At 74.4% G+C, this 21,479-nt stretch carries 14 protein-coding genes; 6 read left to right on the top strand and 8 right to left on the bottom strand.

All coding sequences use genetic code 11. From position 1 onward, the window contains the following. Positions 1-52 precede the first annotated feature (52 nt). Together ABZ479_RS14285 and ABZ479_RS14280 are read right to left on the bottom strand one after the other, a co-directional pair. Positions 53-535, bottom strand: a complete 483-nt coding sequence (locus ABZ479_RS14285; RefSeq protein WP_500461858.1) for a hypothetical protein — start codon at positions 533-535, stop codon at positions 53-55. 102 nt (positions 536-637) lie between these two features. After that, entirely contained in the window at positions 638-1,192 is a 555-nt protein-coding gene (locus ABZ479_RS14280) for an NAD(P)H-dependent oxidoreductase (protein ID WP_500461857.1), read from the bottom strand. 104 nt (positions 1,193-1,296) lie between these two features. Here ABZ479_RS14280 and ABZ479_RS14275 point away from each other — a divergent pair, with 104 nt between their 5' ends. Next, positions 1,297-1,947 carry a TetR/AcrR family transcriptional regulator gene (locus tag ABZ479_RS14275; protein WP_500461856.1) on the top strand — a complete coding sequence of 217 codons (651 nt, stop codon included), beginning with the start codon at positions 1,297-1,299 and terminating at the stop codon, positions 1,945-1,947. Between the two features lie 66 nt (positions 1,948-2,013). On the opposite strand, the gene ABZ479_RS14270 is transcribed toward ABZ479_RS14275, so the two are convergent. Then, the gene (locus ABZ479_RS14270; RefSeq protein WP_500461855.1) at positions 2,014-3,360 is read right to left on the bottom strand and encodes a calcium-binding protein; all 1,347 of its coding nucleotides are present in this window, start codon (positions 3,358-3,360) and stop codon (positions 2,014-2,016) included. A gap of 594 nt (positions 3,361-3,954) precedes the next feature. Between ABZ479_RS14270 and ABZ479_RS14265 the strand changes: the two genes are divergently transcribed. After that, positions 3,955-7,695 carry a S8 family serine peptidase gene (locus ABZ479_RS14265; protein ID WP_500461854.1) on the top strand — a complete coding sequence of 1,247 codons (3,741 nt, stop codon included), beginning with the start codon at positions 3,955-3,957 and terminating at the stop codon, positions 7,693-7,695. A 209-nt stretch (positions 7,696-7,904) separates the two neighbouring features. Then, positions 7,905-8,687, top strand: coding sequence for a hypothetical protein (locus tag ABZ479_RS14260; protein ID WP_500461853.1), 783 nt, complete (start codon positions 7,905-7,907; stop codon positions 8,685-8,687). Between the two features lie 76 nt (positions 8,688-8,763). Here ABZ479_RS14260 and ABZ479_RS14255 read toward each other — a convergent pair whose 3' ends face one another. Next, entirely contained in the window at positions 8,764-11,763 is a 3,000-nt protein-coding gene (locus ABZ479_RS14255; RefSeq protein WP_500461852.1) for a S8 family peptidase, read from the bottom strand. A gap of 207 nt (positions 11,764-11,970) precedes the next feature. Here ABZ479_RS14255 and ABZ479_RS14250 point away from each other — a divergent pair, with 207 nt between their 5' ends. The 3 genes from ABZ479_RS14250 (at position 11,971) to ABZ479_RS14240 (ending at position 14,379) form a co-directional block, all read left to right on the top strand. Then, positions 11,971-12,957, top strand: coding sequence for a LuxR C-terminal-related transcriptional regulator (locus ABZ479_RS14250; protein WP_500461851.1), 987 nt, complete (start codon positions 11,971-11,973; stop codon positions 12,955-12,957). A gap of 85 nt (positions 12,958-13,042) precedes the next feature. Then, positions 13,043-13,675, top strand: a complete 633-nt coding sequence (locus ABZ479_RS14245; protein WP_500461850.1) for a hypothetical protein — start codon at positions 13,043-13,045, stop codon at positions 13,673-13,675. 68 nt (positions 13,676-13,743) lie between these two features. Continuing rightward, complete coding sequence (locus ABZ479_RS14240; protein ID WP_500461849.1) at positions 13,744-14,379, top strand: DUF7003 family protein; 636 nt, start codon at positions 13,744-13,746, stop codon at positions 14,377-14,379. 22 nt (positions 14,380-14,401) lie between these two features. Here ABZ479_RS14240 and ABZ479_RS14235 read toward each other — a convergent pair whose 3' ends face one another. The 4 genes from ABZ479_RS14235 to ABZ479_RS14220 all read right to left on the bottom strand — a co-directional run bounded on the left by ABZ479_RS14235 (position 14,402) and on the right by ABZ479_RS14220 (position 21,456). After that, on the bottom strand, positions 14,402-16,582 hold the full coding sequence (locus ABZ479_RS14235; protein WP_500461848.1) for an alpha-galactosidase: 2,181 nt from the start codon (positions 16,580-16,582) through the stop codon (positions 14,402-14,404). Positions 16,583-16,673: 91 nt separating this feature from the next. Then, positions 16,674-18,023 carry an ABC transporter substrate-binding protein gene (locus tag ABZ479_RS14230; protein WP_500461847.1) on the bottom strand — a complete coding sequence of 450 codons (1,350 nt, stop codon included), beginning with the start codon at positions 18,021-18,023 and terminating at the stop codon, positions 16,674-16,676. Further along, positions 18,020-19,033: an acetylxylan esterase gene (locus ABZ479_RS14225; RefSeq protein WP_500461846.1), complete on the bottom strand. Its 1,014-nt coding sequence runs from the start codon at positions 19,031-19,033 to the stop codon at positions 18,020-18,022. Before ABZ479_RS14225 ends, ABZ479_RS14230 begins: the two co-directional genes overlap by 4 nt. Beyond that, entirely contained in the window at positions 19,027-21,456 is a 2,430-nt protein-coding gene (locus ABZ479_RS14220; protein ID WP_500461845.1) for a glycosyl hydrolase family 95 catalytic domain-containing protein, read from the bottom strand. Before ABZ479_RS14220 ends, ABZ479_RS14225 begins: the two co-directional genes overlap by 7 nt. Between the last annotated feature and the right edge of the window lie 23 nt (positions 21,457-21,479).

Here is a 21,479-nt window from a genome sequence, read left to right as displayed (position 1 = left end):
CCGTCACATCCCACGGTGCGGGCGGGCCCTCCAGGGCCCGCCCGCACCGCCGTCAGCGCCCTCGTGCGGCGGACGCGACGAGCGCGACGGCCGGTATGCCGTGTGCCGCCAACCGCGCCAGGAGTTCCGACTCCTGTGCCCGCGTGAGGGCGATCCACAGGGCGCCCCCGTCGTCGGCGGTGAAGACCGTCCGCCCCGCGCACCGGCCCTCGGCGTGGATGCTGAACGGTGCCAGGTCGAGCAACAGCCCGAACTGCGCGTCGTCCCGTGTGTCGATGTCGATCCCCATCCCGGGGTCGTCACGCCGCGAGCGCGTCCCGGCCGCCACCGCTTCCCGGGACAGTGCGAGCAGGCTCGCGTACGAGGACAGGACCTCCTGCGGCCACGCACCGTCGGTGTACGCGTCGAGGTGCGCGCTGTCGAGGTCGGGCCGCAGGACGCGCAGCGCCTCACGGTGGAGGGACACGAGGTCCGCGGGGCTCGAACCGCCGGCGGGCACGAATGCGCGGCGTACGCCGTGGTCGTCGTCGATCACGACGACGACCCTGTCATGCGGCGCGCCTCCGCGTGACGCGGGGCCGCACGGAACATCAGGACCCCGCGGGCAACGGCCCGCGGGGTCCCGGTGCGGAGGGGGTCAGGCCGCGGCGCCGGCCTCGGTGAGCTGCCGGATGACCTGGGTGAGGCCGTCGACGACCTCGGAGTCGTCGGCCGGGTGGGTCTCGGCGAAGCGGTTCACGGAGCCCGGGATGGAGAGCTTGGCGTCGCCGAGGACCGTGGCGCCGGCGATGCCGGCGGCCTTGCGGGCCTCGTCCTGCGCCCAGATCCCGCCGTACTGGCCCAGGGAGGTGCCGACGACGGCGACCGGCTTGCCGATCAGCGCCCCGGCGCCGTAGGGGCGGGACATCCAGTCGATGGCGTTCTTGAGGGCGGCCGGGATGGTGCCGTTGTACTCGGGCGAGAAGAGCAGGAGCGCGTCGCTCGCGGCGGCGGTGGCCCGCAGGCGTGCGGCGGCCTCGGGCAGCGCGCCCTCGACGTCGATGTCCTCGTTGTAGAAGGGGACCTCCGCCAGGCCCTCGTAGAGGGTGATCTCGACACCTTCGGGGGCGTGCTTCACGGCGGCTTCGGCGAGCTGGCGGTTGTGCGAACCGGCGCGGAGGCTGCCGACGAGAGCGAGGATGCGGACGGACATGGGGGATCTCCTTCTGGGAACCGGAAACGGACCGTGGTCCGGTTACCTGTCTACCAGCTAAACGGACCGCGGTCCACTTCCATTCCCGCCGCTACGCTGTGGCCATGACCGAGCCGCCCCGCGCCGCCCCTCCCGCGCGCGACGCCTCCGCCGGACCCGTGGACCTCTCGCTCACACCGGTGGGCGAGCCGCCACGGCTGCGTGCCGACGCCGCACGGAACCGCAAGCGCCTGCTGGAGGTGGCGGCCGAACTCGCCGCCGAGCGCGGCGCGGCGAACGTGACGATGGAGGCCGTCGCCGCCGCGGCCGAGGTCGGCAAGGGGACGGTGTTCCGGCGCTTCGGCGACCGCGCGGGGCTGATGCTCTCGCTGCTCGACCACATCGAGCAGCAGATCCAGGCGGCCTTCCTCACCGGCCCGCCGCCCCTCGGACCGGACGCCCCGCCGCTGGAACGGCTGCACGCCTTCGGCCCCGCCGTGATCCGCCACGAACACGCCCACCACGACCTGTACATGGCCGCACGCCGCGGACTGAGCCGCCGCTTCCACCCGTCGTACCAGCTCAGGCACACGCACCTGACGCTGCTGCTCCGGCAGGCCGGGGCCCCCGGCGACGTCGAACTGACCGGGCACACCCTGCAGGCCTACCTCGACACCGTGCTCATGGAGTACCTGCTCACGGCCCGGGGCATGCCCGTCGAGCGGCTGGACGCCGGCTGGCACGACCTGGTCGACCGCCTCGGCGCGCCGCGGTAGCGCCGTCCAGCGCCGTCGCCGGGGGCCGACCGGGCCGCCGTGGCGACGCCCCGGGCCGGTGAGCGGTCAGGGGTTGCAGCCGGGACCGGTGGCCGGGCTCGTGCAGACGTCGGTGCCGGGTCCGCCGTCGTTGGCGTTGGTGCCGGGACCGCCGGAGAGGACGTCGTTGCCGGCGTCGCCGAAGAGGGTGTCGTCGCCGTCACCGCCGGTCAGGGCGTCGTTTCCGTCACCGCCTTCGACACGGTCGTTGCCGGTGCCACCGGTCAGGGTGTCGTTGCCGGCCCCGCCGCAGATCAGGTCGTTGCCGCCGCGGCCGTCCACGACGTCGTTGCCGCCCCGGGCGAAGATCACGTCATCGCCGGGGGTGCCGATGATGACGTTGGCGGCGTCGGTCCCGGTGATGGTCGGGGCACCCGTGGCGCACGTCGCGGCGGAGACCGTCAGCGTGAAGGACTGTGCGGCCGTCTGCGCGGGGGCGGTCTGGGAGGCGGTCACGGTGAAGGTGAACGCGCCGGACGCGGTGGGGGTCCCGCTGATCCGCCCCGTGCCCGCGTCCAGGGTGAGACCCGGCGGCAGCGCGCCCGAGGTCACCGCGAAGGAGGGTGCGCCGACGCCGCCGGCGGTGGCGATCGCCGCCGAGTAGGGGATGCCGGTCACGCCGTCCGGAAGGGACATGGTCGTGATCACCAGGTCGGGCACCTGGAAGGTGATCTTCACGGATGCCGTTTCGGTCGCCGTCGCGGACGTCCCGGCGGCCGGGACCCGGTTCGATCCGCCACCGCCGCCGGCCGCGCCCAGCGAATCCGAGCCGCTGACCACGCAGCTCCCTCCGCCGCCACCGCCGAACCACCCGCCGCCGCCTCCGCCACCGCCGAATCCGCGGCCGCCTCCGGACCCGCCGGCTCCGGCCGTACCCGGGGTCCCGGCGGCGCCGTTGGTCCCGACGCACGCCGCGCCACCCGCCCCGCCCGTGGAGCTCCCCCCGCCGCCGCCTTCCGCGGCGTCGGGGACCGCCCTGGTGACACCGGCCTCGCCGCTGTCGCCGGCGGCGCCGCCGGCCGCCCCGCCCCCGGATACGGCCGCCCCTCCGCCGCCGCCGGCGGCCACGATCAACCGCGGGTCGGTGGCCGGATCACCGGTCAGGACGCACCCGGCGTCGGCCGAGCCGCACGTGGCCACGTCACTGGCTCCGCCGCCCGCCCCGCCCCCCGCGACGGGCGCCGCTCCGCCTCTCGCGACGTGGACGTAGAAGGTGCTGCCGCTCGTCACGGCGACGGACCCGGTCACCGTGGCGCCCGGTCCCCCCGCGTTGCCCCCGCGGGCGCCGACGGCGGTGATCGTCACCGCGGACACCCCCGCGGGGACGGTGAAGGTGTGCTCCCCCGCAGACGCGAACGTGATCGTCACCGGCACGCTCGCGGCGGCTCCTCCGCCGGGGACGAACAACGGACCGGCGGCCAGGAGCCCCGCGACCGCGAGCCGCCCGGACCGGCGGGAGCCCCGTCCCGGCCGTATTCGGCCGCGGCTCCCCCAGGGGTGCCGGACCCCGGCGGACGAGGGACGCGGTCCATGGTGACGGGACAGCAGAAGTGCGAACAAGTGTGCTCCCGGTGATCGGACGGCCGCGGCCATGACTCATATCCAGTCAAATTGGCCATATCGGGAAGATCGTAACTACGGGCGAGGTCGGCGACCTTCGGCCGATCCCCTCGTTGGGCCGTCCGTGGCCCCGCCGGGCACGGCCACCGCCGCCGCACGAGGACCCCGGGCACGTGCCCGAAGGCCGGATCGCCGAACCGGTCACCCGCGGACGACGGCCCCGAAACCGGGCGGAGCGAACCGCCCCCGGTCGAGCGGAGGTTCGCACGGCCGAAGTCCACGCCCTGTCGTGATCCCGACAGGGGGCGGAAAGACGCCGCTGTTCGTCTCTCGTTTACCGGTCCGTTGAATCGTTTAACTCGCTAGCATGCGGCGGACATTGGATGGATCTAACGTGAAGGATCCCCTGTGAGACCGCTCTTCCCGGGCCGAACCGGCCTCCCGATCGTCGCGGGTGTCGCGGCACTGCTGATGGCGATCCCACCGGCAGCTGCCAGTGACCACGCCACGGCCTCCCCCTCGCCCGACGACGTGGTCGTGACCGGCGGCGCCCCCGCGGGCTCCACCCCGCGCACCGTCACCCTCATCACGGGCGACCGGGTCACCGTCACGCCCGGCGGCGACGGCCGTGCCTCCGTGACCGTCGAGGGCCCCCGCGGCCACCGCGCGGACGCCCGCATCACCACCCAGCACGGCGACACCTACGTCTACCCGTTCGCCGCCGAACGGTACGTGGCGGCCGGGCTGCTCGACACCGACCTCTTCAACGTCACGCGGCTGATCGCCGACGGTTACGACGACGCCCGGTCCAAGGGCCTGCCCGTCATCCTGACCTACTCCTCCGACTCCCGCCGGAGGCTCGCGGCGCCGTCGCTGCCCGAAGGGGCCACCGGTGCACGGGCGCTGACCAGCATCGACAGCACCGCCACCACGCAGGACCACGACCAGGCGGCGGAGTTCTGGGACGACCTGACCGGCCAGGGCGCCGCGCCGCAGGCGGCAGCGAGGGCCGTGGCGAGCGGCCCGGCGCTGACCGGCGGCGTACGCAAGGTGTGGCTCGACGGCAAGGTCAAGGCCGACCTCGCGGACAGCGTGGCGCAGATCGGCGCCCCCGAGGTCTGGGCCGGGGGCGACACCGGGCAGGGCGTGGACGTCGCGGTCCTCGACACCGGTTACGACCCCGGGCACCCCGACCTCGACGGCGTCGTCACCGACTCCCGCAGCTTCGTGCCCGGCGAGGACATCGACGACCACCACGGCCACGGCACCCACGTGGCGTCCACCATCGCCGGCAACGGCGCCGCGTCCGGCGGCAAGGAGAAGGGCGTCGCCCCCGGCGTGCGCCTGCACGTGGGCAAGGTGCTCAGCAACGCGGGCAACGGCTCCGACTCCTGGATCATCAGCGGCATGGAGTGGGCCGCCCGTGAGGCCGGGGCCCGCGTGGTCAGCATGAGCCTCGGCAGCGACCAGCCCACCGACGGCACCGACCCGATGAGCCAGGCCGTCAACGAACTCAGCGCCGAGACGGGCGCGCTGTTCACCATAGCCGCGGGCAACTCGGGCCCCTACGAGGGCACCGTGGCCGCGCCCGGCGCCGCGGACGCCGCGCTGACCGTCGGCGCCGTCGACTCCGCCGACGCCATCGCCGACTTCTCCAGCCGCGGCCCCCGCTTCCGGGACGACGCGATGAAGCCGGAGATCACCGCCCCCGGCGTCGACATCCTGGCCGCCCGCTCGCAGTGGGCGCCCTTCGGGACCGGCTCGTACGCCACCCTCAGCGGCACCTCGATGGCCACCCCGCACGTCGCGGGCGTCGCCGCCCTGGTGGCGGCGAAGCACCCGGACTGGAACGGGGCCCGGATCAAGGACGCCCTGGTCTCCACCTCCGTCGCGACGCCGGACATCCCCGCCGACTCGGGCGGCAACGGACGCGTGGACGCGGTCGCCGCCACCAGCAGCACGCTCGTGGCCACCGCCACCGCGGACTCCGGCATCCACCCCCCGGGCGGCGCGTCCGGCGGGACCGTGACCCGGACCGTGGAGTGGGCCAACTCCGGTGACACCGCCGTCACCGTGACCCCGCGCCTGGACACCCCGGGCGTGCCCGAGGGCCTGTTCACCGTGACGGACCGTCAGGTCACCGTCCCCGCCCACGGCACCGCCTCCACCACCGTGACCACCACGCTCGACCGGGCCCCGGCGGGATCCCGCTTCACCGGGCACGTCGAGGGCGTCGTCGACGGCAAGGCCGTCACGCGCACCCTGCTCGCGGTCAGCACCCGCGACGAGTACCACCACCTGCGCGTGCACGTCACCGACCGGGCCGGCGACCCGCTGGTCGGCCTGGTGATGTACCAGCGCAAGGGCGACGAGTACGCGCAGGCCCTCTACACCGACCTCGACGGCGTGCTCGACACCGTCGTCCCGCCGGGCACGTACACCGTCTGGACCTGGGGCGCCGTGCGCGGCGTCCACGGCGAGTCCTCCTACGGGCGGGCCCTGCTGGCGAGGACCGGCGTCGTGGTCGGCAACGCCGACACCGACACGGCGCTGGACGGGACGAAGCTGCGCAGGACCGAGGTCGTCACCCCGAAGACCTCGACCGACAGCGACATCCGGATGGACTTCACCCAGTCCTTCAAGGACGGCTCGCCGGCGATCACGGACACCGCGACCGTCGGCGACGGCTTCGACAGCGTGTGGGCGCTGCCCATGCCGAAGGCCTCCGGCGGCGACCTGGCGTACACGGTCCGCTGGCGCATGCAGCAGCCGCTGCTGGCGCTGTCCTCCGGCGACCAGGTCTTCGACGACCTGTGGCTGCAGCCCGGTTCCGGCCGTCCCGCCGAGGGCACCAGGACGCTGCCCGCCGTCTTCGCCGGCAAGGGCACCGCGGCCGAGTACGCGGCCGCCGGCGCCAAGGACAAGGTGGCCGTGGTCCGCTACACGGGGGACGACGACCAGATCACCGACGCGCAGAAGGCGGGCGTCGCCCTGCTGGTCGTGGTGAACGACCTGGACGGCCGGCTGCGCGAACCCGTGCGCCGCACCGCCGTCGTCGTCGCCGGCGTCTCCCGCACCGAGGGCGAGGCCCTGATCGGCCGCATCCAGGACAGCCGTTCCGGCTCGGTGCCGATGCGGGTCGCCGGCCACGCCGAGACGGACTACCTGTACGACCTGGTGCACACCTGGCACGGCACGGTCCCGCAGACCCAGCGCTACGCGCCGGCCGAGCACCGGCTCGCCCGGGTCGACGTCGGCTTCCGCAACGAACCCGGCACGGAGGTCGACGAGTTCCGCTACGACATCCAGCCGTACCTCGGGGTCAAGGTCGGTGGCACCCGGCTGTCGACTGCGGGCGCCGAGCGCACCGACTGGGTCACCCCGTCGGACGAGGCGACCTGGATGGAGGAGGCCGCCAACGGCATCCGCTCGATCCAGTTCTCCGGGCTGGTCGGCTACCCGGCGGGGCGCACCACCGACGTCCAGTGGTTCGGGCCCGTCGAGCACCCGCGGATGAACGAGAGCCAGTGGCTGCCGCAGCGCAACGGTGACGTCCTGGACGTGACCATCCCGGCCTGGGGCGACGGCGGCCGCGACCACGCGGGCGTGATCGGCCCGGGCACCACCTCCCAGGTGAACGAGCTCTACCGGGGCGGCGACCTGGTCACCCGCACCGAGGGCGGCTGGCTGGGCGGGGACGTCCCGGCGGCGTCGGGCCGGTACCGGCTGGTGACGGCCACCGAGCGGACGGAGGGGTACCCGTACTCCACCGCCACCCGGACCGAGTGGGGCTTCTCCTCGGCAACGGCGGCCGCGGACGACCCGCAGGTGCTGCCGCTCCTGCAGCTCGACTACGGGATCCGCACCGACGCGGGCGGCGCCGCGCGACGTGACGCCGAACTCACGGTAAGCGCCTCCGCGTTGCCGGGCACGCCGGCCTCGCGGGTCCGCACCGACGCGGTGGAGGTCTCGTACGACGACGGCCGCACGTGGCACAAGCCGGCACTGCGCGGCGCGGACGACGGCGCCGCCCGGGTCCGTCTGGACGCGCCGCGGCGGGCGGAGTTCCTCTCGCTGCGCGTGCGTGCCTCGGACAAGCGGGGCAACACCGTGACGCAGACGGTGATCCGGGCCACCGGCCTGGCCTGATCCGCGGACGCACACAGCGCGAAACACAGCGCGGCCGGTCCCCTCGGGGCCGGCCGCGCTGCCGTTCCCCGGCGCTCCGTTCGTTGCCCCGAACCGGCAAGGGGGCGGGGTCGTCCGCTGCCGGCAGCGGACCTGGCCGGCGCTCGGCCCGGCGTGATCGGATGCGAGGTGCGGGGGGCGTACGCGGGTGGGGAGACACGGTGGAACGGGTGGAACGGAACAGGTCGTCGGTCGTGGTGTGGCTGCTGATCGCCGTGACGGCGCTGGCCGTCGGGGTGGCGATGGTCTTCCTCACGCGTGACGCGCTGGAACGGGAACGGGAGTTCCGCGCCGCTCCGCCGTGCGCCTCGGTACCGGTCGAGGTGTCGGAGTGCCGGTGGGAACAGCGGTTCACCGTACGGTCGGTGGACACCCACAGCGGCAGGCGGAAGTCGCCCGAGGCGGACTTCCTGCTGCCCTCCGGAAAGCCGTGGCACCTGACCTTCCGCCGGACGGGCCCGGTGCTCTCGCAGCTGGAGCCGGACGACAAGGTCGTCGGCCTCATCTGGCGGGGGCAGGTCGTCGAGGTGCGGGACGCCGCGGGAACCTGGCAGGAGACGAGCGACGGGCCCCTGGAGTGGCCGGAGGACCGCCTCGGCGGCGCGCTCGCCGGACTCTCGACCGGCCTGATGGCCCTCGTCGGCGCGTTGTGGGCGCTCTTCACGCGGGAGCCGCGGCACGCACGCGCGGCGAGGGTGGTGCGGTGGCACGGCGTCCCGATGGGCGTGGCGGCGATCGTGACGCTCTGGGCGCAGGCGGCCGGCGGGTGGCCGATGTGGTCGATCCCGGCCATCTGGGGGCCGATCGCGGCGGTGCTGCTGACCTCGGCGGTCGCCTTCGCCCTGGCGGCGCTCCGCGGCGACCTCGACGACGCCCCGTCCGCCGCGCGCTCCCCCGAGGCCCCGGGAGGCCTGCCGGGCGGCGCCTCCGGGCCGGGGGCCGTACGCCTTTGACGGCGCTGCCCTCTGGGGGACGCGGCGGTGCCGGCCCCCTCGTGGCGAGGGGGCCGGCACCGTCACGCGGGGCCCGTCAGCCGATGGTGACGAGGGTGCCCGCGGCGTTGGGGTAGCCGATGTAGGCGGTGGCGGGACGGTCGGAGGGGACGCCGCTCCACGAGGCGGTCAGCGTCAGGGGGACGCCGGGCTTCGTGACGGCGTTCCGCGGCGTCACGGTGAACGTGCCCTGTGCCGGCGGGCTGTCCGGGCCGATCAGGTTGGTCTGGAAGGAGAACGGGAAGTCCGTCAGCTCCGGCTGGCCGCCCAGCGTCATGACCATGGCCAGGTACTTCCCCGGCTTCATGCTCGGCAGGCTCACCACCGGCCGCGTCTGGTCGAGGGCGAGGTCCCCGACGATGTACGGGAGCTGGCCGTCGCCCGGGTCGTACGCGAGCAGCAGGGTCAGCCTGGCCTCCGGGTTGTCGGGCGTGACGAAGAACTGCCCGGCCTGCGTGCCCTCCGGCACCGTGAACGTGAAGTCCTGCTCGGGCTTGTCGTTGGAGACCGCGTTGCGGACGGGCGTGCCCGCGACCGGGCCGCGCGGGGCCGGCGCGAGCGCGGTGGTGCCCGGCGTCACCTGGAAGGAGACGCTGCCGCTGCCCGCGGGGCCGGACACCTGGTCGGGGGCGATCAGGCTCCACGGGGTCAGGACGACCGGGCTGCGCACGCCGGTGCGGCCGTGCCGCCAGGTGAGGTCACCGGTGACGGTCTCGCCGGACCGCCCGGTCGTCAGCTCGAAGCTGACGCTGAACCGCGCCTTCTGACCGGCCTTGCTGAAGTGCAGCACGGACGGGTGCACGGTGGCCTTGACCCCGGGCACCGAGATCGAGGCCCGGTAGGTGCCGGCCGCCACGGCGGTGACGGTGCGGGTCACGGTCTGCGAGCCGACCATGCGGCCGATGGCGATCGACGGGTAGTTGAGGTCGCTGGGGTCGACGGCCCGCACCCCGGTGCCGGTGTCGACGCCGAGGCCCTCCAGGTAGCCCAGCCAGTCCTTCTCGGTGGAGTCGTAGACCAGGCCCGGTGCGAACATGTCCGCCGGGCGCACCTCACCGGCGCCCTGCGCGAACAGGTCGGTGTTCTTCCCGCCGGTCGCGGTCCTGGTGTCGACGGCGGTCGTCATCATCGCGGACTTCACGGCCATCGGCGACCACGAGGGGTGCTCGGCCAGGTAGAGCGCGGCGAGGCCGGCGATGTGCGGGGTCGCCATCGACGTGCCGGTCATGAAGTCGTAGTCGTGGCCGAAGTTGGAGGCGGGCGCGACGGCCGCGAGGATGCCGACGCCCGGCGCGGCGATGTCGGGCTTGAGCAGGTCGCCGTTGTTCGTCGTGGACGGGCCGCGCGAGGAGAACGGCGCGATCTGCGGGTACGGCTGACCGGTCGTGCCGCCCGGGATCAGGCTCGCCTCGGCCCCGGCGCCGGCGGCGTACGCCCGGACGTCGGCGGCACCGGGGGTGTTGAGGTGCACCGTGGGCACGGCGTGCAGGTCACCGTCGGTGTCGAGGTCGCTGACGTTGACCAGGACCATGCCGACGCCGCCGGCCCGCTGGACCTCGTGCGACTTGTCGACGCGCGGGTTGACGCCCCGGTCGCAGACGACGATCGCGCCGGAGACCTTCGCCGGGTCGAGCGTGCCGTCCTGGCACAGCGCGGCGTCGGAGGTGGAGGCGCCGGGGTTCTTCACCTTCTCGGCCAGCACGAGGGGCTCGGGGCCGAGCGGGGCGTCCACGGTGGTGCTGCCGCCGACGTAGGTGTCCCCGTTGCCGAGGCGCACGGTGGCCTCGTAGGGCGCCAGGGTGCTCGCGGCCACCGTGGTCGTCCACGGGGCGACGTTGTCGGCGGAGGAGACCTCGGGGCCGGAGTTGCCGGCGGCGGTGGCGACGAACACGCCCGCGGCCGCGGCGGTGCGGAAGGCCGCCTGGACCGGGGAGTCCGGGGCCGTCTCGATCACCGACCCGGCCGAGTAGTTGAGGACGTCGACGCCGTCGGCGACGGCCTGGTCGACGGCGGCGACGATGTCGGAGGTCATGCCGCCGCTGTCGCCGGCCGCCTTGCCCGTCCAGAACGCCTTGTAGACGGCGATCGCGGCGCCCGGTGCGACCCCGGAGACCTTGCCGAGGTGCCGGCCGTCGACGGTGACGTCGACCCCGCTGTTGCCCGCCGCGGTGGACGCGGTGTGCGTGCCGTGGCCCTCGCCGTCCCGTGCGGAGACGTAGTCCGCGCGGCGCTCCGGCGGCACCCTGTCCAGCCAGGCGTCGCCGAACCAACGGGCGCTGATCAGCTTGCCGTTGCAGGCGCCGGCGGTGAACTCCTCGCCCGCCTGGCAGGTTCCGGTGAAGGTGCCGCCGTCCGCCTTCCGCATGACAACCTTGTCACCCTTGCGGTAGGGACGGTACGGGTCCTTCGACGTGGGCCGCGCGGTGCCCAGCGGGGCGGCCGCGAAGGAGCGGCTCTCCGGCCAGACGCCGGTGTCGATGTCACCGACGACGACACCCCGGCCGGCCTTCTCGGCACCGCCGAGGGCGGACCAGAGCCCGTGCCGCCCGGTGAGGCCGAGGAAGTCCTGGGAGTTGCGGTCGTCGGAGACCTTGTTGAGGGTGTCGGGTGCGACCGACAGCACCCCGGGGGTCTTCGACAGCGCCGCCACCTGCGCGGCGGACAGGTCCGCGGTGAAGCCGTTGGTGACCACGGAGTACCCGCGCTCGATCCGCACGCCGACCGAGGCGGCCGCGGCGCGCTGGGCCCCGGTGAGGTGGGCGCGGTAGCGCACGGCGCCGGGGGCGGCGAGGTCGACCTTGGCGCCCGGCGCGGGGGCGGTGCCGGGTATGCCGTCGACCCCGCCCCGGTAAGCGGCGATCGGCCGGTCGGCGAGGGTGACGACGTAGCGGCCCGCGGCGAGGTGGCCGGCCACCGGGACCGGCTTCGGGCCGGCCGCGGGGGCGGCCTGGGCGGGGACGGCGGACGACAGGGCCAGTGCGAAGGCGGCGGCCGCCACCAGGGCGGCCGGTCTGGTGCTGCGTGACGTCGAGGTCACGTTCGGTCCTCCAGAAGGGAAGAGGCCAGGGGCGTCACCGCGCGTCCGGGCGCGGCGGGGTGCGCGGGGGCGGCCGGCGGACCGCCGCTCCCCGGTGGGGGTGTTGGGACGATTCAAAAGTGAACGGCCCACGACCGGTCGATGTCCAGATAATCTTGTGGCGTCTTCGGACAGCTGGCGGACCACGCCATCACGAGGAGCGCGTACGTGCTGCAGGCCCTGGGTATCAGCGAGTTCGACGAGGACGTCTACCGGGCCTTCCTCACCCGGGCCGGCTTCGGCACCGAGGAGTACGCCGCGACCGCCGGGGTCTCCCCGGACCGCGTCCGCGGGGCCGTCGCCCGGCTGGCCGGGCTCGGTCTGCTGCGCCGCGACGGCAGCGGCGAGTACCGGCCCGTGGGTCCCGGCACCGCGCTCACCGCCCTGCTCGACCAGCGACGGCTGGAGACCGAGGCCGCGTTCGCCGGGGTGCGGTCGGTCGTCGACGACCTCGCCGAGGAGTACCGGGCCGGGCGGCTGCGCAGCGATCCGGGCAGCCTGGTGGAGGTGCTGTCGGGACGCGACGTCGTCGCGCCGCGCATCGACGAGCTCAACCGCTCGGTCCGCACGCACATCTGGATCCTCGACAAGCCGCCCTACCTCGACCGCGCGGACGGGCTGCCCCACACCAACGAGGCCGAGAAGGCGTCGACCGCCGCCTGGGCGCGCCGCGGCGTGGACATCCGCTCGGTCTACTGCCCGGAGTCCATGGAGCGGCCCGGCCGTTTCGAGACGGTGCTGGAGATGGCCGCGCTCGGCGAGCAGGCCCGGATGCTGCCGAGCCTCCCCTTCAAGCTGCACGTCATCGACCGCCGTGTGGCCCTCGTCCCGCTGGTCGGAGGGGTCTACGACAGCCTGGCCGTCGTGCACCCCTCCGGCCTGCTGGATGCCCTCATCGAGCTGTACGAGGCGTACTGGGCACGCGCCGAGCCGATCGGCGCCCCGGCCCCCGGGGCCGGCGAGGAGGGCCCCACCGCCGAGGAGGTCGCGCTGCTGACGATGCTGCGCGCCGGTCTCAAGGACCAGGCGATCGCCCGTCAGCTGGGGCTGAGCACACGGACGGCGACGCGACGCATCGCCGCCCTCATGGCACGGCTCGACGCGACGACGCGTTTCCAGGCAGGGGTGGAGGCCGGCGCACGTGGCTGGATCTGATCCTTCCTGACGGCACATCGCACCGGATCCGATCACAAGCGGTCAAGTGCACCTGGAGCGGGCCGAGACGGGCCAGGATCGGTCCATGAACCCATCCGCGACCGCCGCACTCACCCCGCTCCCCGACGGAGTACGGTCCACCCTCACCGCCGCCCGCGAGGCGTACCGCGCCGCAGTCCCGGCCGCGTACGACGAGGTGCTGACGGAGATCGCGGAGCGGGCCCGGGACACCGGCAGCCTGGGCAAGGCGGACATCGCCGCGCTGGTGGTGTGGAAGCGGCTGCAGGCGAGCACCGCGTGGGTCGTCGAGCTGATGAACCTGCGCGACGCGGAGGTCAGGGCCGTCACGGCCGCGGCAGTGCGCGCGGTCCGTGACCCGCACTCCCCGCGCGGTGCCGCCGCCCGCGAGGGCCGCAGGGCCCTGCTCCCCCTCCCCGGCTGCCGCACCGGCGACGCGCTGGCCTCGGCGCTGCTCACCGCCGCCGCGCCGGACCGGATGGCCGTCTACGACCGCCGCGCGCAGTTCGGCCTGGAGCAGCTGGGCTACCAACTGACCCCGGCGCCCGGCCGTTACGGCCGCTACATGGACCTCCTCGACGACCTCCTCGCCCGCTCCGGCCCCGGCACGGACGGCTGGACCGCCCGTGACGTCGACACGGCGCTGTACTGGCTCGGCCGCCAGGGGGCGGCGACGCCGGGTGACGCCGAGGAGGAGTAGGCGGGGTCCCGCGGGCGCTCCGGCCGCCCGGTCCGCTGTCGGTGGCCGGCCCTACCGTGTGGCGGGTGATGACCACCTCCTCCGTCCTCGGGCAGTTCGACCTCATCGCGGATCGGGCCGAGTTCCCCGATCTGCTGAACGGCTACTACTACCCGGTCGACACCCGGATCCATCTGTTCGGCGACTCGACCCGCTGGGCGATGGTCGCCGAACTGCTGGGGTACTCCCCGCGCGCCGGCAACCTCACCGACGTCGTGCACCGGTTCGGCAACTGCCTCACCGTCGGCGAGCCCGGAATCGGCGCCCTCCTCGACCGGGTGGAGAACATGGAGGAGATCGTCCTCGGCGACGACGAGGTGTACGCCGGAGGGGTTCCGGTGAGGGTGCGCGGGCAGGCGCTTCCGGTCGACGCCCCCGCCGGCACACCGCTGGAGGACGTGTTCCGTCAGCTGGTGCCCGCGCACCGCGCGCTCTTCCTGGCCGACGGCGCCGAACTGCGCGCCGGCGTCCCCGGCGACCTGCCGGTGCTGCTGCGGCTGGACGAATGGCACCAGCCGGAGGACCTGGGAGAGGTCATGCCCGCGGGATGCGAGACGTTCCGGATGATGGCCGAGGTCCTGGACTCCGGGGACCCGTCCCGCTACCGGCCGACGCTTCCCCCGAACACCCACTGGTCCCACTGGCCCGACGCCGGGACGCTGTAGCCCGCCGGGTTTTCCCCACCGCTCACTCGTCCCGGCGCACCTCGATCAGCAGGGCCTGTTCGGGGTCGAGTTGCGGCATCGGGAGGCCGGCGGCGGTGAGCAGCGTGCCGGGGAGGGTGAGGCCGTCGTCGATCGCCTCCGGGAGCCAGGCCGGGCCGCTCCGCTGGTGGAAGGAGGGCAGGCCGAGGTCGGTGCGGACGCGCACGCGGTAGCGCGCGGCGGGGTCGAGGCCGGGCAGCGGCACCCGGCCGGCCTGGCCCTCCGGGGAGGTCGCCACCCGGGCCCAGCAGTAGAGCGCGGCCGTACTGTCGTGGGCGACGACGCCGTGCAGCAGCGTTTCTCCGCCCGCGAGGTCGGCGCGTACGGTGCGCCCGCCGTGCAGCAGCGGGCGCAGTTCCCGGTACAAGGCGGTCCAGGCGGTGAGCCGGGCCAGTTCCTCGGGCGTGCAGCGGGTGAGGTCCTGCTCGATGCCGGGGTGGCCGAAGAGCGCGGTGACCAGCCGGAAGGTGTCGGAGCTGACGCGTGCGGTGGTGTGGCTGGGCGTGGGGCCCACGTGGGCGCCGACGAGTTCGGGGGGCAGGAGTTGTCCCGTCCACCGCTGGATGGACTGACGTTCCACCGGGTCGTTGCAGTCCGAGGCCCACACCCGGTCGGTCCTGGCGAGGATGCCGAGGTCGACGCGGCCGCCGCCGCTGGCGCAGCTCTCGATCTCCAGGGCCGGGTGGCGCTGCCGGAGGGTGTCCAGCAGCCGGTAGAGCGCCTCGACCTGGGCGCGCGCCGCGGGGCGGTCGGCCGGGCCGCTCACGGCCTCGTGCACCTCGCGGTTGTGGTCCCACTTGAGGTAGGCGATGCCGTACTCCTCGACGAGGGCGTCCAGGGCCCCCAGCAGGTGGGCGGCGACGCCGGGGTGGGAGAGGTCGAGGACGTGCTGCTGGCGGGCCGCGGGGCCGGCGCCGCTCGCGGGTGCGAGGACCCAGTCGGGGTGCTCGCGGGCGAGGTCCGAGTCGAGGTTGACCATCTCGGGTTCGACCCACAGGCCGAACTCCATGCCCAGCGAGCGCACGTGGTCGGCGAGCGGGGCCAGCCCGGCGGGCCACACCTCCCGGTCGACCGTCCAGTCGCCGAGGCCCGCGCGGTCGGAGCGGCGGCCGTGGAACCAGCCGTCGTCCAGGACGAAGCGCTCCACGCCGACCTCGGCCGCCCGGTCGGCCAGCCGCAGCAGGCGTTCCCGGTCGTGGTCGAAGTAGACCGCCTCCCAGCTGTTGAGGATGACCGGGCGCGGGCGGCGCGGGTGGACCGGGCGGTCCCGGAGCAGGGTGTGGAAGCGGTCGGCGAGTCCGTCGAGGCCGGCGCCGGACCAGGCGTAGTGGCAGACGGGGGTGCGGTGGGTGTCGCCCGGGGCGAGCCGGACCTCGCCGGCGCGCAGCAGTTCCCCGCCGCCGAGGACGGCGGCGTGGACGCCCGCGCCCTCGGGCAGTTGCTCGACGAGGTAGCGCTGGTCGCCGCTCCAGGCGACGTGCAGGCCCCACACCTCGCCCTCGCGGAAGCCGAAGCCGGGAACGCCGACGGCGACGAGGTACGGCGAGTCCAGTCCGGGCTTGCCGCGCCGGACGTCGCGGGCGTGGGTGCCGTGGGTGAGGGGACGGCGCTGCGGGGAGCGCTCGCGGCTCCACTTGCCGGTGAAGTCGAGGATCTCGCCGGCCCGGCGGGGCAGCGGGAGCAGCGCGGTGACCTGCGCGAGGTCGTACGGGGCCGGGTCCGCCGTCCGCTGCCGGGCGATCTCGCTGTGGACGGCGAGCACGCCGGAGGGCTCCAGCCGGTAGGTGATCGTGATGTCGAGCCCCGCGGCGGCGTCGGTGAGGGCCACGTTGAGTTCGCCGCCCTCGGCGTCCTGGCGGACGGAGGTCGCGGTCGTGGTCAGCCGGGGGGCGGCGGCGCCGCCGTCGAGGTGCCCGTGGTGCGCGGGGGTGCCCGCCCAGCCGTCCGCCTCGGTGGGCCAGAGGGTGAAGCGGCGTGGCGTGTCGAGGGAGTTGTTGAGGACCGCGGGCTCCGCGGTCAGGCTGAGGGCGGCGAGGTCGGCGGCGGACAGCGGCCCGAGGTCGGCCCCCCAGTGGAGCACCCTGGGCACCGGCTCGGTCAGTTCGACGACGAACGCGGTGCCGGCCGCGCGCAGCGGGACGATCCGCGCGGTGCTGTCTGCCATGGGGGGATTCCTTTCGGGTGTGCCCCGCCGCCGGACGGCCCCGGTTCGGGGCGTCGTCCGGCGGCGGGTGCGTCGGTTCGCTTCCGGTGGCTCAGTTCTTCGCGAGGAGGGTCTTGCTCTGGTCCTGCATGTCCGCGAAGACGGAGTCGTCCTTCTGTCCGGCGAAGTAGCCCTCGAAGAGCGGGTTGAGGGCGTCCTGCACGGCGGCGCCGTTGCCGTAGACCGGGGACGGGTAGAGGACCTTGTCCTTCAGCATGCTGGTGAACACCGACAGGTCGACGCCGTCGGCGGCCAGCGCCTTGGTCGCGGCGTCCATCGAGGCGGGGATGGACGGGAAGAACGAGCCGCTGCTCGCCGCCTTGGACTGGCAGGCCTCGGAGCCCATGTAGGACACCCACTTCCAGGTCTGCTCGGGGTTCTTGGTGCCCGCCCAGATGTTGTTGCCGTTGGAGTTGCTCATCACCGCGCGGGTCTTGCCGTCGGGGCCGTACGGGGGCGCGGCGATGCCGGCCTTGACGCCGGGGATCTTGGCGAAGGTGGACGCGGACCAGGAACCGCCGATCTCCATGGCCACCTTGTGGGAGGAGAGCAGGTCGACGTCGCTGACGCTGGAGGTGAACTCGCCGAGCTTGGGCGCGTAGCCCTTCTCCGTCAGGGAGCGCGCCCAGTGCAGCGTCTTCACCAGGCGGGGGTCGCCGTAGTTGAAGACGGTCGGCCAGCTCTCCTTGTCGCCGAGCCGCCACCCGGTGCTGGAGGCGAAGGGGCTCCAGGAGGTCTGGCCGATGAAGTCCTTGGCCGCGATCTGTCCGAAGCCGAAGGTCTTGACGTGGGCCTTGTCGAAGCCGCGCTCGTCGCCGCGGCGTCCCTTCTCGTCGATCGTGAGGTGGGCGATCATCTTGCCGAACTCGCCGCCGTCGTCGGGGTTCCAGGTCGCGGAGTCGACGTCGGCCTTGCTGTAGCCCGCCTTGGTGAGGGCGTCCTGGTCGTAGTAGAGGCCGGCCGCGGCCCAGTCCAGCGGCAGCGCGTACTGCTTGCCGTCGGTGAACTTCCAGGCGTTCACGCCGACGGAGAAACGGGAGAGGTCGAAGTTGTCCTTGGCGATGAAGTCGTCCATCGGCAGGAGCTGGTGCTGGCTCGCGTACGCCTGGAAGAACTGCACGCTGTTCTGGAAGGCGTCGGGGGCGTTGCCCGCGACGAAGCCCGCGGTCAGCTTGGTGAAGTAGTCGTCGACGTTGTACTGCGAGATCTTGACGGTCGTGCCGGGGTTGGCCTTCTCGAAGTCCGCGGCGCAGGTCTTGTACGCGGCGGCCTGCTTGTCGTCCCAGGTCCACCAGTTGACGGTCTTCGAACCGCCCGCGGAGTCCGAGCCGGAGGAGCAGGCGGACAGCACCGCGGCGAGGGTGAGCGTGGCCCCCAGCGCGACGACTCTGCGAATTCTCATGATTCCTTCTTTCGGGACGTTTCCTGGTGAGGGTGGTGGGACGACGTCTTGAGGAGCGCGCGGAAGGCGCCCAGGGTGGTGACCAGGTCCTCGGGGCCGCCGGCGTCGTGGCCGTTGAACTCCCACAGCCGCATCTGCTTCGGCCCGCCGTAGCGGTGGTAGGCGGCGAGGGTGGTGGCCGGCGGGCACACCTCGTCGCGCAGTCCGGCGGAGAACCAGGCGGGCGCGGTGGCGCGGTGGGCGAAGGCGAGGCCGTCGAAGTAGCCGAGGGTGCGGAAGGTCTGCTCGACCCGGTCCCGGCGGGCGGCGAGGTAGCCGACGAGTTCGGCGTACGGCTGCTCGCCGGTGAGCCGGGTGGCCTGCCGGATGTCGCAGAGGAACGGCGCCTGGAAGTGGGCGGCGCGGAGGTCCGGGAGGAGTCCGGCGACGGCCAGGGCGATGCCGGCGCCCTGGCTGGGGCCGGTCACCGCGACGCGGTCGGGGTCGGCGTGCGGCGAGGTGCGCAGGGCGTCGACGGCGCGGACGGCGTCGGTGAAGACCCGGCGGTAGACGTAGGTGTCCTTGTCCTCGATGCCGCGGGTGAGGAACCCGGGGTGCGAGGGCCCGCTGCCGACCGGGTCGCCGGTGGCGCCGCCGCCCGCCCAGGCTCCGCCCTGCCCACGGGTGTCGACCAGCAGGTGGGCGTAGCCGGCGGAGGCCCACAGCAGGTCCTCGACGGGGGCGCCGCGTCCGCTGCCGTAGCCGTGGAACTGCACGACCGCGGGCAGGGGCCCGCTGCGGTGGCGCGGCAACCGCAGCCAGCCGTGGACCGGGTGACCGCCGAAGCCGGGGAAGACCGCGTCGTAGACGTCCACGGTCTCCAGGCCGGTGTCGACCGGGGTGAGTTCGAGCCGTGGCTCGTGGACGCGGGCGGCGTCGAGGGTGTCCCTCCAGAAGGCGTCGAAGTCGGCGGGCTCGCGGTATGCGCTGCGGTAGGCCCACAGTTCGGGGACGTCGTCCTCGGTCAGCACGGCCGGGCCTCCTCGTACGGGGTGAGGGCGGCGTCGAGGGTGACGGCGGCGCCGGTGGCGACGCGTAGCCGGGCGGTGCGGTCGCGGTGGCGGACCGTCACCGGCTCGGTGTCGTCGCCGGCGTGCCGGCGCAGGGTGACGGCGGTGAGGGCGCCGTCCTGCCAGGTGAGGTCGGCCGCCAGCCCGCCGCGGCAGCGCAGGCCGGAGGCCTCGCCCTCGGTCCACTGCGCGGGGAGGGCGGGCAGCAGGTGGACGGCGCCGTCGTGGCTCTGCAGCACCATCTCGGTGACCGCGGCCATGAGGCCGTAGTTGCCGTCGATCTGGAACGGCGGGTGGGTGGAGAACAGGTTGGGGAGCAGGCCGCCCCACTCCGAGCCGTCGACGGGGGCGTCGGTGTCCGGGTCGGCGGTCAGCGGGCGGCTCGCCTCCAGCAGGAGCGTGCGGGCCGTCGCGGCGTCGCGCAGCCGGGCGCGCAGGGTGGTCTTCCAGGCCCATGACCAGCCCATCGCGCCGGGACCGCGCCGGTCCAGCAGTGCCGTGGCGGCGGCCGCGAGTTCCGGGGTGCGGTCCGGGTCGACCTGGCCGAGCGGGTGGACGGCGACCAGCGGGGAGAGGTGGCGGTGGTGGGCGTCGTGCTCGGGGAGGTCGTCGTCCCACTCCTGGAGCCGGCCGTCCGGGGCGATCCGGAAGGGCCGCAGCCGCGGCAGGGTGGCGGCGATACGGCCGGTCAGCGGGGTGTCGACGCCGAGGAGCGCGGCGGCGCGCAGGGTGCGTTCCAGGACGGCCCGGGTGAGTGCGGTGTCCATGGTGGCGGAGCGGGTGAGCGAGGCCGTGGAGCCGCCGGGGGTGAGGTAGAGGTTCTCGGGCGAGGTGGAGGGGAGGGTGTCCAGCCGGCCGCCGCCGGTGCCGTCGTCGACCAGCCAGTCGAGGAGGAACTCGGCGCAGCCGCTGAGCAGCGGCCAGGCGCGTTCGCGCAGGAAGGCGGTGTCCTGGCCGAACTCCCAGTGGTCCCACAGGTGCTGGACGAGCCAGGCGCCGCCCATCTGCCAGATCGCCCAGGACGCGGCTCCGTGGCCCATGCCGACGGGCAGCGCCCAGCCCCACATGTCGGTGTTGTGGTGGGCGACCCAGCCGCGGGCGCCGTACAGCTGCCGGGCGACGTCCCGGCCGTGCGCGGCGACGCGGTCGAGGAGGTCGAACAGCGGCTCGTGGCAGGGGCCGAGGCCGGCGGCCTCGGCGCCCCAGTAGTTCATCTGGGTGTTGATGTTGATCGTGTAGTTGGACGACCAGGCGGGGCGCAGGTCGGCGTTCCAGATGCCCTGGAGGTTGGCGGGCGGTCCGGCCTGCGGGCGGGAGGCGGCGGCCAGCAGGTGGCGGCCGAACTGGAACAGCACGGTGGCGGTGAGGAGTTCGTCCTCGCCGGAAAGGATGTCGCGGGCCACGTCGTGGGTACCGGTGCGGCGCGGTCCGATGCGCAGCGAGGTGCCGCCGAGGAGGGCGCGCAGGTCGGTCTCGTGGGCCTTGAGCAGGTCGTCGGCGCCGCGTTGCGCGGCGCGGGCGGCGCTGTCGGCGGCGGCGTCGAGGTGCGCGGGCCGGCCGTTCGGGGTGTCGAGGCCGCGCCAGTGGCGCAGCGCCTCGGTGGAGCTCGCCACGACGGCCAGGAGGTGGGTGGCGCCGGTGACACGGAACGCTCCCCCGTCGGCGGTGACCTCTCCGTCGGTGGCCACGCGCAGGGCGAGCGCGCCGAAGGGGTCGTAGCCGTCGACGGGGCCGTCCGCGTACCGCAGCGGCTCCGGGACGTCCGGTTCGTGGGCGGGTGCCCCGTCGACGGGGATCTCCACGCCGAGGACGACCCCCTCGGGGCCGGCGGCGCGGTGCACCTCCCGCAGCGGGGTGGTGAGCTCCAGCCGCAGGTCCACGGTGCCGCCGCGCGCCGTCATGTCGGTGCACAGCGTCCCGGTGGTGGCGTCGGCCCAGGTCCGGCGGGCGACCGAGGTGCCGGAGCGCAACTCGAAGGCGTCCTCGGCGACGCCGCTGTCGAGGTTGAGGGTGCGGCCCCGGTAGGTCGCGTCCTGCGCGCCGGACACCGTCAGCCACAGGTCGGCGTAGGGCAGGTACTCCTGGCTGTACGGGCCCTCGAAGGCCATCAGGAGGTCCTCGGCGCGGTGCGGGTCCCCGGCCCGGAGCGCGTCACGCACCTCCGCGAGGCGCTCCGGGCCGGCCCCGGCGGCGAGGACGTCGGCGAGCGCCTTCGCCGGGCCGCCGGGGGTGCCGGACCACACGGTGGAGTCGTTGATCTGGATCCGGGCGCGGTGGGCGCCGCCGAAGACCATCGCGCCGAGCCGGCCGTTGCCGACGGGTGCGGCCTCGTTCCAGCCGGCCGCGGGCGCGGGCCAGCCGAGCAGCAGGTCAGTGGGGTTCATGGGGTGCCGTCCTGGTGCGCGGG

This window comes from Streptomyces sp. NPDC005722, assembly GCF_040630935.1.
GTDB lineage: Bacteria > Actinomycetota > Actinomycetes > Streptomycetales > Streptomycetaceae > Actinacidiphila.
Note: the sequence above shows the minus strand (reverse complement) of the source record. Positions and strands in the feature narration are given on the sequence as shown.